Raw genomic sequence first — 14,512 nt, 5'->3', positions numbered from 1 at the left:
CACGGTACGGTGACGGGCATGCCCGACACCCCGTTCGCACCCGTGATCCACGGCAACGAACCCGGCTCGTTCCCGCACAGCGTGCTGGCCGAGCGGCATCCCGCGATCATCCGGCAGGTGCGGGAGGCCTTCCCGTACGGCCCCGGGCAGCACAGGGCGCTGGACGAGCTGCTGAAGAGCTGCACCGACGGGACGGTGGGACCACTTCCCGCGGACGCCCCGGACCGCGACCGGTGGCACGAGTGGGGGCTGGCCGGCCACACCGGGCGGTCCTGGTTCGACGTGCCCTGGCTGTGGGCGGAGAGCTACTTCTACCGCCGCCTGCTCGAAGCCGTCGGCTGGTTCGGCCCGGGCCCCTGGCAGGGCATCGACCCCTTCCGCCCCTTCAAGCGTGCCGAACTCGACGCGCCCGAGACCGACGAGGAACTGGCCGCCCTGGACCGCCTGCGCGACCTGCCGGAGCAGGAGCGGGCCCAGGCCCTGCTGCACGGCTCGCTGTGGGGCAACCGCGCCGACCTCGGCTTCCGGCTCTCCGCCGAGGGCGCCGGGACCCGGGAGGCGTCACCCGCGCTGGTCGCCGACGACAGCGGAACGCTGTGGTCGCTGCTGCCGCCCACCGGGACGGGCACACTCGTGCTCGTCGCCGACAACGCGGGCCGCGAACTCGTCCCCGACATCCTGCTGATCGCCCACCTCCTCGCCGAGGGCCGGACCGGGCGGGCGGTCCTGCACGTCAAGCCGTACCCGTACTACGTCTCCGACGCCACCACCGCCGACGTGGTCGACGCCCTGCGCCGGCTGCGCGCGGCCGGCGGTGCCGCCGCCGACCACGCGCGGGTGCTCTGGTCGGCTCTGGCCGACGGCCGGCTCACCGTCCGCGCGCACCCCTTCTCCTGCGCCCCGCTGCCGTACGCCGACATGCCGGACGACCTGCGCGCCGAGTTCGCCGCGGCCACCCTGACCATCCTGAAGGGCGACCTCAACTACCGGCGTCTGGTGGGCGACCGGCTGTGGCCGCCCACCACCCCCTTCCGGGAGACGACCGCGTACTTCCCCGGCCCCGTCGCCGCGCTGCGCACCCTCAAGTCCGATGTGATCACCGGCCTGTCCGCGGCGACCGAGGCCGCGCTGGTGGCGGCCGAGGAACAGCGCTGGCGGACGAGCGGCACGCACGCGCTGATCCAGACCGACCCCTCAGACCAGCTGCACGCGCAGTGACTTGACGCCGTTGATGAAGTTCGACACCAGCCTCCCGGCCGGCCGGGCGAGACGCGGCGGCCGGGGCAGGACGCGCAGCACCTCCTCGTGCAGCAGCCGCAGTTGCAGCCGGGCGAAGTGGGCGCCCAGACAGACGTGCGGGCCGTCCCCGAACGAGACGTGCGGATTGGGGGAGCGGGTGAGATCGAGCCGCTCCGGCCCGGCGAAGACACGCTCGTCCCGATTGGCGGAGGCGTGGAACACCACGACCTTCTCGCCCGCCCGGATCCGCCGGCCCGCCAGCTCGGTGTCCCGCACGACCGTCCGGCGGAACGTCAGCACGGGCGGATGCCAGCGCAGCAGCTCGTCGCCGGCGGACGCCAGGCCGGCCTTCCCGGCGCGCAGCGTCTCGTACGCCTCCGGATGCTCCGCCAGCGCCAGCAGTCCGCCCGGGGCCGCGCTGCGCACCGTGTCGTTGCCCGCCACCGTGAGCAGGAAGAAGAACATCTCCAGCTCACCGCCGGCGAGTTCCGCGTCGTGGCCGAGCGTCGTCATGATGTCGTCGGCCGGGTACCGCCGCTTGAACGCGGCCAGCTGCCCGGCGTAGTCGAACATGTCCCGCAGCATCGCCGGAGACCGCGGATCGACCGGCCTGCCCGCGCCGTCGCGCACCGGCGGACCGGCCTCGTCCGGGTCCTGGTAGCCGATGACCCGCTGGGTCCAGCGCAGCAGCAGCCGCCGGTCGCCCTCCGGGACGCCCAGCAGGTCCGCCAGGTTCAGCAGGGCGTACTCGTCCGTGACGGCGGACACCAGGTCCACCGTGCCGTCCCCCTCCCGCGCCTTTGCCAGGGCGTCCGCGAGCAGTGTGCGCGCCCGCTCCCGGGCGACGGCCGCGAAGCGTTCGACACGACCCGGCGTGAAGGCCCGGCTCACCAGCCGGCGCAGCCGGCCGTGCCCCGGCGGGTCCTGGTTGAGCATCATCCGGCGGATGAACGGCAGATCCTCCGGATCGGGGTCACGGATCTGGGTCGCGCCGAGGTACGAGGAGTACGTTCCCGCGTCCTTCAGCACGCGCACGACGTCCGCGTGCCGGGTCACCGCCCAGAACCCGGGACCGGCCGGCCAGCCCAGCACCTCGGGCTCCTCCTGCCAGGCCACCGGATGGTGGTCGCGCAGCACGCGGTAGTCGTCGTGGGGCACCCCGGCGGCGTACCGGCGCGGATCGAAGACGTCCGGCACCGGCGGCGCCTCGCGCACGCTCACGCCGGCCCGCCCCGGCCGCCGCCGTGGGCGGCGTCCGTCTCGTCCGCGCGCAGGAAGTCCTCGACCGTACGCACCAGTTCCAGCGGCACCTCGTCCATCGCGTAGTGACCGGCGCAGGGCAGCACGGCGAGCCGGGCGCGCGGGTACCAGGACATCCAGGTCTGCCGCATGACGTCCGGGGACAGCGCCGGGTCGAGCGCGCCGGCCACGGCGAGCGCCGGCACCGCGCTGCCCACGACGTCGGCGCTGAAGTCGTCACCCGCCCACGAGTCGAGCCAGGCCCGCAGCGCCTTGGCGTCGATGCGCTCCAGCGAGCGGTCGACCATCCGGTCCAGCCAGGCCGCGGGCCGGCGGCCCCCGGTGGTGACATCGATGATCGTGCGCCGGTTCCCGGCCCGGTGCGCCGCGTCCGCGAACAGCGCCGCCTCCTCCCCGGCCAACGGCATGCCCGACGCGGGCACGGGCGAGACGCCCGCGATCCGGCGCAGCCGGTGCGGGGCGACGGCGAGCAGCCGCTGGGCCACCGCGGCACCCATCGAGTGCCCGATCACCGAGAACCGCTCCCAGCCGAGCCGGTCCGCCAGCTCCACCAGGTCCACGGCCGCCTCGGCCGTCGTGTACGAGCCAGTGGCGTCCCGGGCCTCGCCGTAGCCGCGCAGGTCGACCAGCGCATAGCTGAAGGAGGTGCGGTCGAGGTCCGGCAGGACGGCCGCGTAGGCGGACCGGTCGGCGAACCAGCCGTGCACGGCGAACACCTTGTGGGCGCCGTCGCCGTGCACCTCATGGGGCAGCACGAAGGAGGTCATGACGCCTACCGTGGCCCGCGCGCGAGGGCACGGCAAGAGAGCCAACGCCACAACTCATCTCCGCGGATCCACGTTTCGGAGGCGGTTCACGCGATGGTGTGATCATGTACTGCCGGACGGATGGGGGTCCGGGGCCGCGGGTAGGGCCCGGGCCATGACGCAGCCGTTCGAACTCCCGCACTTCTACATGCCGTATCCCGCGCGCCTCAACCCGCACCTGGAGGAGGCACGGGCCCACTCGACACGGTGGGCCCGCGAGATGGGCATGCTGGAGGGGTCCGGGATCTGGGAGCAGGCCGACCTGGAGGCGCACGACTACGGCCTCCTGTGCTCCTACACCCATCCCGACTGCGACGGACCCGCTCTCTCGCTGATCACCGACTGGTACGTGTGGGTGTTCTTCTTCGACGACCACTTCCTCGACATGTTCAAGCGCACCCCGGACCGCGCCGCGGGAAAGGCCCATCTGGACCGTCTGCCGCTGTTCATGCCGCTCGACCCGGCGACCCCCGTGCCCGAGCCGGAGAATCCCGTCGAGGCGGGCCTGAAGGACCTCTGGCGGCGCACGGTGCCGTCGATGTCCGTGGACTGGCGCCGCCGGTTCTCCGTCGCCACGGAACACCTGCTCAACGAGTCGATGTGGGAGCTGTCCAACATCAACGAAGGGCGGATCGCCAACCCCGTCGAGTACATCGAGATGCGGCGCAAGGTGGGCGGCGCGCCCTGGTCGGCGGGGCTGGTGGAGTACGCGACCGCCGAGGTGCCCGCGTCCGTCGCCGGCACCCGGCCGCTGCGCGTGCTCATGGAAACGTTCTCCGACGCCGTCCACCTGCGCAACGACCTGTTCTCCTACCAGCGCGAGGTCGAGGACGAGGGCGAGAACAGCAACGGCGTGCTCGTCCTGGAGGAGTTCTTCGGCTGCACCACCCAGGAGGCCGCCGACACCGTCAACGACGTCCTCACCTCCCGGCTCCACCAGTTCGAGCACACCGCGCTCACCGAAGTCCCCGCCGTCGCCCTGGAGCAGGGCCTCACCGCCGGCGAGGTCGCCGCCGTCGCCGCCTACACCAAGGGGCTCCAGGACTGGCAGTCCGGCGGCCACGAGTGGCACCTGCGGTCCAGTCGCTACATGAACAAGGGCGTCCGGTCCGGCTCGCCCTGGCAGTCCCCGAGCGGTCCCGGCACGTCCGCCGCCGACGTCGGCGCACTCCTCGCCGCGGCCGCCCAGGACCGGCTGCGCGCCTACTCCCACGTGCCCTACGAGAAGGTCGGCCCCTCCCGCATCCCCGACCTGTACATGCCGTACGAGCTGCGGCTCAGCCCCCACCTCGACGGGGCCCGCGGCCGCCTCCTCGACTGGTGCCGCCGCACGGGCATCCTCCAGGAGGGTGTCTGGGACGAGGACAAGGCCGCCGCGTACGACCTCGCGCTGTGCTCCGCCGGACTGGATCCCGACGCCACCGTGGAGGCCCTCGACCTCAGCGCCCAGTGGATCGCCTGGGGCACCTACGGTGACGACTACTACCCGCTGGTGTACGGCCACCGCCGGGATCTCGCCGCCGCCCGGCTGACCACGGCCCGGCTGTCGGAGTGCATGGCGGTCGAGGGCGAGCCGGCCGTCGTACCCGGCAACGCCATGGAGCGCGGGCTGATCGACCTGTGGCGGCGCACCACGGCCGGGATGACCACCGACCAGCGGCGCACCTTCAAGGCATCCGTGGACACGATGATCGAGAGCTGGGTCTGGGAACTCTCCAACCAGCTCCAGAACCGTGTCCCCGACCCGGTCGACTACCTGGAGATGCGGCGCTCCACCTTCGGCTCGGACCTCACCCTGAGCCTGTGCCGGGCGGGTCACGGCCCGGCGATCCCGGCCGAGGTGTACGCCAGCGGTCCGGTGCGCTCCCTGGAGAACGCGGCCATCGACTACGCCTGCCTCCTCAACGACATCTTCTCCTACCAGAAGGAGATCGAGTACGAGGGCGAGATCCACAACGCGGTCCTGGTCGTGCAGAACTTCTTCGGTGTGGACTACCCGGCCGCGCTCCGCGTGGTCCACGACCTGACGACCCAGCGCATGGAGCAGTTCGAGCATGTGATCGCCCATGAACTGCCGGTGCTCTACGACGACTTCCAACTGCCGGCCGAGGCGCGCACGGCCATGGACGCCTATGTGCTGGACCTGCAGAACTGGCTGGCCGGAATCCTCCACTGGCACCAGGAGGTCGACCGCTACAAGGCGGAGTGGCTGGGCCGCCGCGCCCACGGCTTCCTGCCGGACCACCCACCCGCCGTACCGGCCCCGGCACCCGCCGTACCGGCCCCGGCATACGCCGTGCCGGTGCCGGCATGCGCCGTGCCGGTCCCGTCGCGCGGCTGACGGTTGCGGATTCTTCGCGTACGGAATGGGGTGTTCAGGGAACTCCGGTGAGTCGTCCCGGGTCTTGCGGAGCAGGAGAGTCGACCGACCGCAAGAAGACACGGGGGTGTTCGGCCTTGACCGAGATCATCGAGAGGCTCATCGCCTGGACCAACCGCATTCCGAAGGACGGCGAGTACCCGGTCACCGCCGTGGAGGTGCCGCTGCGCACGGACGGCCGTCCGCCGGCCACCACCGAGCCCGGCCGTGAGGGCGTCGAGCCCGACAAGGACGTCGCCGCCCTGCCCGCCTGGACGGTGACCCACCTGCACGGCGCGCAGACCGGCGGCGGCAACGACGGCTGGACGGACAACGCCGTCGGCCACGGCGACGCCCAGCTGTCGGAGTACCCGAACGACCACCAGGCGGTCCAGTGGTGGTACCACGACCACGCGTGGACCGACATGTACAGGAAGCCCCGCCCGTGCGCTACGGCGGAGTGAGCACACAGACGGGGCCGGATCACAGGGTTGCACGTACCGGCACGGGGTTGTCGGGCGAGTCCAGCCACACCCGCTCGCCGTCGCCGTCCACGGTCAGGCCGAACCGCTCGAATCCGGGACGGCCCTGCTTCTCCCACCAGAGATAGGCGGTCTCCACTTCGTCCCACAGCTTGCGCGGGCCGGATTGGTAGACCTCGAATTCCTCGCGGTCTTTCTCGTAGTCCGCTGTCGCCCACGACGTGACAGCCGTATCCCGCAGCCACAGCGTGTAAGAGCCGTCGCCATAGGTCTCGGCCCACGGGAACGCCTCGGGCACCTGCACGCCGATGGCGAACATGACCGGCCAGTCGCCCACGGCGTCCGGGGAAATCGGCGTGACGCTGCGAGTGCCGTCCGCAGGCCACTTCCGACCCCCGAGGTATTCACGGACGTGCGTCCGCTTCACCCGCTGATCCCGCAGCCGCATGAACGCCGATGAGCCGACGAACGGACCAGACGCTGAACCGTCCTCGGCAACGGTCAGCCGAACCACCCCTTCCCCGCCGTAGGTCGGACCCCACGGGGAAACGATGATCCCTCCCGGCTTCGTCTGCTCGATCCAGCGGCGGGGAACACGACCGATCGACGCAGTGGCGATCACGCTGTCGTAGGGCGCACCCTCGGCGTACCCCTCGGCCCCGTCCCCGGTGATCGAGACGGGATCGAATCCGCGGTCATTCAGACGCTTACGAGCCTCCCTCGCGCTGTTCCCGTCCACTTCTACGGTGAACACGTTCTCAGCGCCGACCCGGTGACACAGCAGCGCGGCATTCCAACCGGTGCCGGTTCCGATCTCCAACACCCGCTGACCCGTTTCGACGCTCAGCGCGTCCAGCATCGAAAAGACCATGGTCGGCATCGAGTTGGAGCTAGACGGGATCTTTCCCTTGCCGGGTCCGGTGTAAGCGCCGTCGTCCCATTGGGTCGTGATCGGCGCGTCACGGTAAACCGCCGACCACCAGACGTCGGGTTCCTCGCTGCGGATCACCCGGTCATCCTGGCGATTCATGCCGGCTCGGCCCGGCCAGATCATTTCCGGTATGAACAGATGACGGGGCACTGCCTGATAGGCGGGCAGCCAATCGCTTGTCAGCGCACCCTTTTCCATGAGAGCGGAGGCGAGCCCGTCGGGGCCCGCCCCCTTCACGTCGTCAGTGCTCACTGATCAGCGGCCGTCCGCCGGGCCCTGGCCGTCGTTGGTGTTGCCACCCTCGTCCGAGCCGCCCCCGCCGTGCTTGTTCCCGCTGTCGCTGTCGTCCTGCGGGTTGCCGGGGTCGTTCATCGTGAGCCACGGTGCACGCATTTTCGTACCTCCCACCTATCAGGGAACCGGCGTCACGGCCCGGCCGATGTGGTCTCGGGTGACCGCCATCACGCCCCCTTCCGCCGGGCGCACCGCTCACAGGGGAACGGGCAGGGAGGCGGCGAGTTGGGCGGGAACGTGATCACGCCGGACGCCTCGTGACGGGTGCCGCCGTACTGCGTCCACCAGTCGCCGTCTGTGGCCCGTTCGGAGCCGTCGACAACGCTGACCAGCTCCGGGGCGGGTAGGGCGGCCTGACGGGCGTTCTGGCACTTTGCCGGGGCGCTCATGACTTGGCCTCGGTCGGGCACTCGATGCATGCATAGGGTCGGCCTCTGGGTTCCTCGCCGGACGGCTTCACTCGCCGGACGACTTCAAGGCTTGCGAACGGCTTGTGACACCTGCGGCACTTCTCACCCTTTGGCGCGTACGTCGTGTACTCGCCCTGTCGTGCATCCGCGCCCAGTCCGACGCGACTCTGAGCACTGGCCAACTCCCGGCGACCAGCAGTGAACCCCGGATGGTCGAACACCCCCATGCTGTCCGGCAGTTGTACCGATGATCCGCTGTGCCCAATCCGCTCGGTCATGCGCCGATGGTGCCCCACCCGTCTGGACGTTTCTCCCGTCGTACCGGGGACACTTGGGACGCTGGCGGCTAGGGTCTGAGAAGGCCCAAAAGGACAGCGCTAGGGGGTTGACTTGAACGCTGCACTTAGGTCCGCCATGGCAGACGCCAACGGGACGTCCCGTCAGCTTGCATACCGGGTAGGGGTATCCGCTAAGCAGGTGGAAAGATGGCTAAGCAATGCTGACCTCACGCCGCATGCCAGGAATCGCGCCGATGCCTGCCGTGCACTGGGAGTGAATGAAGAGATGTTGTGGTCCAAAGCTGTGCAAGGGCGCGTCAAAACGGGAAACGACAAGGAACTAGTTCGCAGCTACCCCTATCGGTCGGCTTGTCCATCCCCGGTATGGACCGAGCTGATCGAACGTGCGAGCGAGGAACTGTTCTTCGCCGGTTACACGAATTATTTCTTCTGGACACAGGTCCCGCATTTCGCTGACACCATTCGGCGTAAGTCAGAAGACGGATGCCGAGTGAGGTTTCTCCTGGGGAATCCGGAAGGAGAGGTAACCCGGCAGCGAGAGCAGATCGAAGATGTGGCGCTGTCAGTGTCCACACGGATCCGCATCACCCTTGAGCACCTTGACCGACTCGGTCCACTGGAGAGGGTGGAGACCCGTTTCTCCGCCCCGCTCGACGCGATCAATCACGTCAGCCTCTCAGTCTTTCAATTCGACAGCGAGGCACTCGTAACTCCACACCTCGCGCGTCTGGTCGGCCACGACTCCCCGCTGCTGCACTTGCGCCGACAGAGCGACGGGGGCATGTTCGACCGATTCGCCGAGCACGCAGAGGAGCTGTGGGACCGCGCCGAGCGGCCGATCACCTAGGAATCTAAGGGGCCGAAAAACCTTGGGGCTACCGGCCTGGCGGCATCCTGGACCCTCGAGTCGGCCGTCACCCATACCCTTCTTTCGAAGGTGGCTCAGAACGTAGAAAAGCCCCCGACAGCGGGAAGCCGTCGGGGGCAGCACCTCCCAACGTTGGGAGGTGGTCAGGCGGCACCGCGCGCCGCACGGAAAAACCTCGGCCCAACGAGCGTGGCTACAAGGACGTCTTCCGGGTGCCGGGCGGCCAGCTGATGCGGATCATGGGCCGCTTCGACGGCGCGTACGGCCGGTTCATGTACCACTGCCACCTGCTGGAGCACGAGGACATGGGCATGATGCGGCCCTTCGTCGTCATGCCGCCCGAGGCGCTGAAGTTCGACCACGGCGGGGCGCACGGAGGTCACGGCGGGGGCCACTCGGGCTGAGAACCGCTGGGCGGCCCTCGGCCCTCGGCCCGGAGCACGCCAGGCCGGCCGGCGGCGGACGACACCGGCCGGCCGTGGTCACGTCGGCCGGATGCGGGTCACGTCGGCCGGCCGTGGTCACGCCGGCCGGGTGAGCCGGGACGCCGCGTGCTCGACCGCGGCTCGCGCCAGGGCCCGGACCATCGGGTGCGGGTGCGAGCCGTCGCCGGCCAGCTCCGGCTGGAACAGCGACGCCAGGAAGAAGGGGTGGCCGGGCAGTTCGGCCATCCGGACGTGACCGTCCTCGTCGTGCCCGGAGAACCGCAGCCCGTGCGCGCGGAGCCGGTCGAGATGGCGGGAGGGGCCGTAGGAACAGAAGTACCGCTCGACCGTGCGGGCCGTGCCGAACACGGACGCGGCCAGCGAGTCCGGGGCGACCGTCACCGCGGCCTCGTGGCCCACCAGCGAGCAGGCCAGCGGCTCGATGAGCGGGTCCTCGGCATCCGGGTCGTTCTCGGCGTGGGCGACCCCGGTCAGCCCGCAGGCGTTCCGGGCGTACTCCAGCAGCGCGTGCTGGAAGCCGCCGCACGTGCCCAGGAAGGGGATGCCCTCCTCGCGCGCCGTGCGGACCGCCGCGAGAACGCCCGCCTCGCTGCGGTACGGGCTGCCCGGCAGCACCCACACGGCGTCGAAGCCGCGCACCGCGTCCTCGGCCTCGGCGTCCTCGGAGGAGATCCAGTAGGCGTCCAGGACCAGCCGGTCGCGTGCGGCCAGGGCGTCCAGCAGGAGCGGGACGCGGGTGTGCGAGACGACGTGCGGAGAGCGGTCGCCGACGAGGGCGAGAGTGGCGGTGTGCGTCATGGCCACCATCCTCCGCACGGCGCGCCGTTCACGTCCAACGATGGTTGCTGCACGGCCGATAAGCGCTGCTGATGGAGTGGGATGCTGGGCGGCATGGACCCGCACCTCCTGCGCAGCTACGTCACCGTGGCGCGTCACGCCTCCTTCTCGCAGGCCGCCCGCGAGCTGGGCTACACCCAGTCCGCGGTCTCCCAGCACATCGCCGCCCTCGAACAGGACCTGGGTGCCCCGCTGCTGACCCGCAGACCGGTCGCGCCCACCCCGGCCGGTGAGCGGCTGCTGGAACACGCGGGCCCGCTGCTGCTGCGTCTCGACGCGGCCCGCGCCGACGTCGTGCGCCTCGCCGCCGCACCCCGGCACGGCCTCACCCTCGCCACCACGCCGACCGCGCTCGGCTCCGCCGTCCTCGGCGCGCTCCCGCCCGCCGGGGTCACCCTGCGCGTCCTGCCCCGCGCCGAGGTCCCCGCGGCCGTCGCCACCGGCACCGCGGACCTCGGCCTCGTCGACGGACTCGCCGCGCCGAGCGATCCGCTGCGGCTGACCGACGTGGCACCGCTGACCACGCACGGCGTCGCCGAGGAACCCGTGAGCGTCCTGCTGCCCGCCGGACATCCGCTCGCCGGGCGGCCCGGCCTGCGCCTCGGCGATCTGTGCGACGCCCGCTGGCTCGACGCGCCCGACGCGGCCCTGCCGTTGGCCCAGCTGCGGGCCGCGACCGGCGGCGGCGCCTTCCGGCCCGCCCTGCGCTACGAGGGCACCGACGTCCGCACCCTCACCGCCCTCACTGTGGCCGGCCACGGGCTCACCCTGCTGCCCCGCGCGGCGGCCACGGGCGTCCCCGGCACGGTCGCCGTCCCGCTCACCGCCCCACGGCTCGTCCACCGCACCGAGGTCCTCCACGGCGGCAGCCCCGGGGGAGCCGCGGCGGAGCTGGTACGAAGGCTGCTCGGCGCCGGGTGAGCACCGACCCGGCGAACGGGGAAGACCGGGGCACGCGGGCGCCGGGCGCGGGCGGACCGGTGGCCGGCACCGGTGCCGGGGGAGACCGGGGCACGCGGGTGCCGGACGCGGGCGGATCGGTGGCCGGCACCGGTGAGCGGCGGGGTGCCGCCTCGACAGCCATGGCTACCCTCCGCCACCCTCCGGCCAGTCTCACCCTTTCGTGTCTCGTCGCGGCCCGCCGCCCCGGGTAGAGCACCAGCCGGAGGCGAGCGAACCATGGAACAGACTGCGTTGCGTCCCAAGCCGATGCCCGGTCAGGACCGGCGGGACGACGGCACCCCCGGCCCCGCCCCCCGCCCGCACGCCGCGCCCCGGCGCGGGCGGAGGCTGCGGACCCTGCTGTTCGGCCTGTGCGCCGGCGCGGTGCTGGTGCTCTCGGGCGTAGGCATCGGCACGGTCGGCGCCACGGTGATCGGCATGAGCAGGCTCGCCGAACTGAAGCACCAGGCCCCGCCGCCCGGCCCCTCCGCCAAGACCACCCCCACGGCCGCCCCGGCCCCCGGCACCGCGCGCGGCGCGACCCTGGGCGTGGAAGTCGTCGACGGGGAGAAGCCGGGCGCGCTGGTGGTGGGCGTGCACGTGCCCGGATCCGGCTACGCGGCGGGCCTGATCCGCGGGGACGTCGTGCTCCAGTTCGGCTCGTCCCGCGTCGACAGCGCGGCCGACCTCGCCCGGGCCGTCACCCGGGCCCGCCCCGGACAGGCGGTGCTCCTCACCGTGCGCCACAGCAGCGGCGGCTACCAGCAGTTGACGGTGACACCCGCGGTGGCGGTCTGACCGGGCCGGGGGCCGGCCCCGGGCGCCCGGGGCCCCGTACACACCGGGAAACCCGCTGGTCGCCGTCCGTCCCGCACGTCATCATGGGCCCATGCCGAAGCCCAGCTCCGCGGACCGCGGGACGCCCGTCCCGGGGACCGGCTCGCGTCGCCCGGCCCGGGCGGGCAGGATGCTGCCCGAGACGCCATCGCCCCGTTTGCCCACCCGCGCCCGGAGGCCCGGATGACCGGTACCACGCCCGCGCCCTTCACCGCCGCCGACTACAGGGCCCGGATGGAGCGTGCCGTGCGCTCCGCCGCCGACGCCGGCCTCGCCGGTCTGCTGGTGGCCCCGGGGCCGGACATGGTGTGGCTCACCGGCTACACGCCCACCGCGATCACGGAACGGCTGACCGTACTGGTCCTCGCCCCCGGCCGCGACCCGGTGCTCGTCGTACCCACCCTGGAGGCCCCGGACGCCGAGCACGCGGCCGGCGCCGCCGCGCTGACCCTGTGCGACTGGACCGACGGCAAGGACCCCTACGCGGTCACCGCCGGCCTCCTCGACGACCGCGGCCGGTTCGGCATCAGCGACAACACCTGGGCCATGCATCTGCTGGGCCTCCAGCGGACCCTGCCCGGCACCTCCTACGCCGCCCTCACCGACGCCCTGCCCATGCTCCGCGCGGTCAAGGACGCGGCCGAGCTGGAACTCCTGGCAGCCGCGGGCGCGGCCGCCGACCGGGCGTTCGAGGAGATCCGCAAGGTCCCCTTCGCCGGCCGCCGCGAGTCCGACGTCGGCCAGGACCTCGCCGCCCTGCTGACCCGCTTCGGCCATGCACAGGTCGACTTCACCATCGTCGGCTCCGGCCCCAACGGCGCCAACCCGCACCACGAGGTCGGCGACCGCGTCATCCGGCCCGGCGACATGGTCGTCCTCGACTTCGGCGGCCTGAAGGACGGCTACGGCTCCGACACCTCGCGCACGGTCCACGTCGGCGAGCCGACCGAGGAGGAGCGCCGGGTCCACGACCTCGTGCGCGCCGCCCAGGAGGCCGGCTGCCGGGCCGTACGCCCGGGTGTGGCCTGCCAGGAGGTCGACCGCGCCGCCCGCGCGGTGATCACCGACGCCGGGTACGGCGAGTACTTCATCCACCGCACCGGGCACGGCATCGGCGTCACCACGCACGAACCGCCGTACATGATCGAGGGCGAGGAGCAGCCGCTCGTGCCCGGCATGTGCTTCTCCGTGGAACCCGGCGTCTATCTGCCCGGCCGTTTCGGGGTGCGCATCGAGGACATCGTCACGGTCACCGAGGACGGCGCCCGCCGCCTCAACAACACCACCCGTGAGATGGTCATAGTGGACTGAGAGACCCCGGGAGACCCAACCTCGACACCCACCGGAACGGCGACGCTCGACCCATGACCCAGGCACCGACACCCACCGCGGACACGGTCCGCAGACTGGTCCGCTCGCTGCTCAAGGAGGGCGGCGACGGCAACGGCGGCCCCGAAGTGCGGCCCGTGACCGAGGACCGCGAGCACACCTGGTGGATCGGCGGCCGCCATGTGCTGCGCCTCGCGCCCGACCGCGAGGCATCCGTGCGCCGCCGCCGGGAACTGCGCCTGCGCGACGTGGTCCGCCCGGAGGTGCCCGTCGCCGTCCCGACCAGCGTCGCGCACGGCGACTGGGCGCCCGGTCTCGCCTACACCCTCGACACCAGGGTGCCCGGCGGCACGGCCGACGAGTACGACGTCTCCGCCCTCGGCGAGGCCGATCTCGCCGGGCTGCTCGGCGGGCTGCGCGCGGTACCCGTCCGCCAGGCCGAGGCGCTCGGCGTGCCGCGCACCGCCCCGCGCTCGCTGGAGGCGCTGCGCCGGATGGCCGTGCACGCGGCCGAACGGCTCGCCGCCGCCGACGAGTTCGACGCCGCCCGGCTGCACCAGCTCACCCCGCCCGGCGCGGCCCAGCTCGCCGCGCAGCCCGGCACCGCCGTCCTCACCCACCACGGGCTGACCGGCGCGCACGTGGTGGTCAGCGCCGACGGCCGGGTGCGGGGCATCCTGGACTGGACCGCGGCGGCCCTCGGCGACCCCGCCGAGGACATCGCCGGGCTCGCCGTCGCCGTCGGTTCCCCGGCCGCCGTCCGCGCCGCCACCCTCGCCGGCTACGGCGCCCGCCCCTGCCTGCGCGGCCTGTGGCTCGCCCGCTGCGACACCGTCATCCGCCTCACCGACCGCCTGGAGGGCCGCACGGGCGGCTCCCTGCCCCTGCTGCGCACCCAGCTCCGGCGCGTGTGGGAGCCGATCCTGCTGGAACGGGTGACCGACTTCAAGGAAGACGACCCGGAGCCGTAGCGCACCCCGCCGCCCCGGCACCGGCCCCGCGCCCCCACCCGAGCACCGCCGACGCCTCCAGGACCGCATGCGGATACCGGGGGGCTGCAAGGCCGCGCCTGGTACCGGCGGGGGACCAGGGCCGCACCCCCAGGCCGCACGCGGTACCGGATGGTGGATCCAGGGGCGCGCGCGGTGCCCGGGGACGGCTCCACGGCCGCCT

At 72.4% G+C, this 14,512-nt stretch carries 12 protein-coding genes and 2 pseudogenes; 9 read left to right on the top strand and 5 right to left on the bottom strand.

All coding sequences use genetic code 11. The features are described 5' to 3' along the window. The first annotated feature begins 18 nt into the window (after window positions 1-18). The gene (locus JK361_RS03430; RefSeq protein WP_201814091.1) at window positions 19-1,218 is read left to right on the top strand and encodes a damage-control phosphatase ARMT1 family protein; all 1,200 of its coding nucleotides are present in this window, start codon (window positions 19-21) and stop codon (window positions 1,216-1,218) included. Here JK361_RS03430 and JK361_RS03425 read toward each other — a convergent pair. Both JK361_RS03425 and JK361_RS03420 read right to left on the bottom strand, forming a co-directional pair. Next, window positions 1,195-2,460 carry a cytochrome P450 gene (locus JK361_RS03425; RefSeq protein ID WP_201814090.1) on the bottom strand — a complete coding sequence of 422 codons (1,266 nt, stop codon included), beginning with the start codon at window positions 2,458-2,460 and terminating at the stop codon, window positions 1,195-1,197. The genes JK361_RS03430 and JK361_RS03425 overlap by 24 nt on opposite strands. Next, on the bottom strand, window positions 2,457-3,266 hold the full coding sequence (locus tag JK361_RS03420; protein ID WP_201814089.1) for an alpha/beta fold hydrolase: 810 nt from the start codon (window positions 3,264-3,266) through the stop codon (window positions 2,457-2,459). Before JK361_RS03420 ends, JK361_RS03425 begins: the two co-directional genes overlap by 4 nt. 154 nt (window positions 3,267-3,420) lie before the next feature. On the opposite strand from JK361_RS03420, the gene cyc2 reads away from it, so the two are divergent. Then, window positions 3,421-5,646: a germacradienol/geosmin synthase Cyc2 gene (gene cyc2 / locus JK361_RS03415; protein ID WP_201814088.1), complete on the top strand. Its 2,226-nt coding sequence runs from the start codon at window positions 3,421-3,423 to the stop codon at window positions 5,644-5,646. A gap of 140 nt (window positions 5,647-5,786) precedes the next feature. Continuing rightward, a pseudogene (locus tag JK361_RS03410) lies at window positions 5,787-6,080 on the top strand (cupredoxin domain-containing protein); the annotation flags it as partial. Between the two features lie 67 nt (window positions 6,081-6,147). Here the strand turns inward: JK361_RS03410 and JK361_RS03405 are convergent. Together JK361_RS03405 and JK361_RS03400 are read right to left on the bottom strand one after the other, a co-directional pair. Next, window positions 6,148-7,275, bottom strand: a complete 1,128-nt coding sequence (locus JK361_RS03405) for a methyltransferase domain-containing protein (RefSeq protein ID WP_201814252.1) — start codon at window positions 7,273-7,275, stop codon at window positions 6,148-6,150. 57 nt (window positions 7,276-7,332) lie between these two features. Next, complete coding sequence (locus tag JK361_RS03400) at window positions 7,333-7,470, bottom strand: hypothetical protein (RefSeq protein WP_189307936.1); 138 nt, start codon at window positions 7,468-7,470, stop codon at window positions 7,333-7,335. An 875-nt stretch (window positions 7,471-8,345) separates the two neighbouring features. On the opposite strand from JK361_RS03400, the gene JK361_RS03395 reads away from it, so the two are divergent. Further along, window positions 8,346-8,927 carry a DUF5919 domain-containing protein gene (locus tag JK361_RS03395; protein WP_372448680.1) on the top strand — a complete coding sequence of 194 codons (582 nt, stop codon included), beginning with the start codon at window positions 8,346-8,348 and terminating at the stop codon, window positions 8,925-8,927. A gap of 182 nt (window positions 8,928-9,109) precedes the next feature. Continuing rightward, window positions 9,110-9,352: pseudogene (locus JK361_RS03390) on the top strand (multicopper oxidase domain-containing protein); the annotation flags it as partial. A gap of 117 nt (window positions 9,353-9,469) precedes the next feature. Here JK361_RS03390 and JK361_RS03385 read toward each other — a convergent pair. Then, a complete protein-coding gene (locus tag JK361_RS03385) occupies window positions 9,470-10,192 on the bottom strand; it encodes a CTP synthase C-terminal region-related (seleno)protein (RefSeq protein WP_201814086.1) in 723 nt (240 codons plus the stop codon). A gap of 93 nt (window positions 10,193-10,285) precedes the next feature. Between JK361_RS03385 and JK361_RS03380 the strand changes: the two genes are divergently transcribed. The 4 genes from JK361_RS03380 (at window position 10,286) to JK361_RS03365 (ending at window position 14,310) form a co-directional block, all read left to right on the top strand. Beyond that, window positions 10,286-11,152, top strand: coding sequence for a LysR family transcriptional regulator (locus JK361_RS03380; RefSeq protein ID WP_201814085.1), 867 nt, complete (start codon window positions 10,286-10,288; stop codon window positions 11,150-11,152). 258 nt (window positions 11,153-11,410) lie between these two features. Beyond that, window positions 11,411-11,971, top strand: a complete 561-nt coding sequence (locus tag JK361_RS03375; protein WP_201814084.1) for a PDZ domain-containing protein — start codon at window positions 11,411-11,413, stop codon at window positions 11,969-11,971. Between the two features lie 222 nt (window positions 11,972-12,193). Beyond that, window positions 12,194-13,321, top strand: coding sequence for an aminopeptidase P family protein (locus JK361_RS03370; protein ID WP_201814083.1), 1,128 nt, complete (start codon window positions 12,194-12,196; stop codon window positions 13,319-13,321). 53 nt (window positions 13,322-13,374) lie between these two features. Further along, window positions 13,375-14,310, top strand: coding sequence for a phosphotransferase family protein (locus tag JK361_RS03365; RefSeq protein WP_201814082.1), 936 nt, complete (start codon window positions 13,375-13,377; stop codon window positions 14,308-14,310). Window positions 14,311-14,512: the final 202 nt, after the last annotated feature.

This window comes from Streptomyces musisoli (genome assembly GCF_016741855.1).
GTDB classification, from domain to species: domain Bacteria; phylum Actinomycetota; class Actinomycetes; order Streptomycetales; family Streptomycetaceae; genus Streptomyces; species Streptomyces musisoli.
The sequence above is the reverse complement of the archived record's forward strand: the minus strand, read 5'-3'. Positions and strand labels throughout refer to the sequence as shown.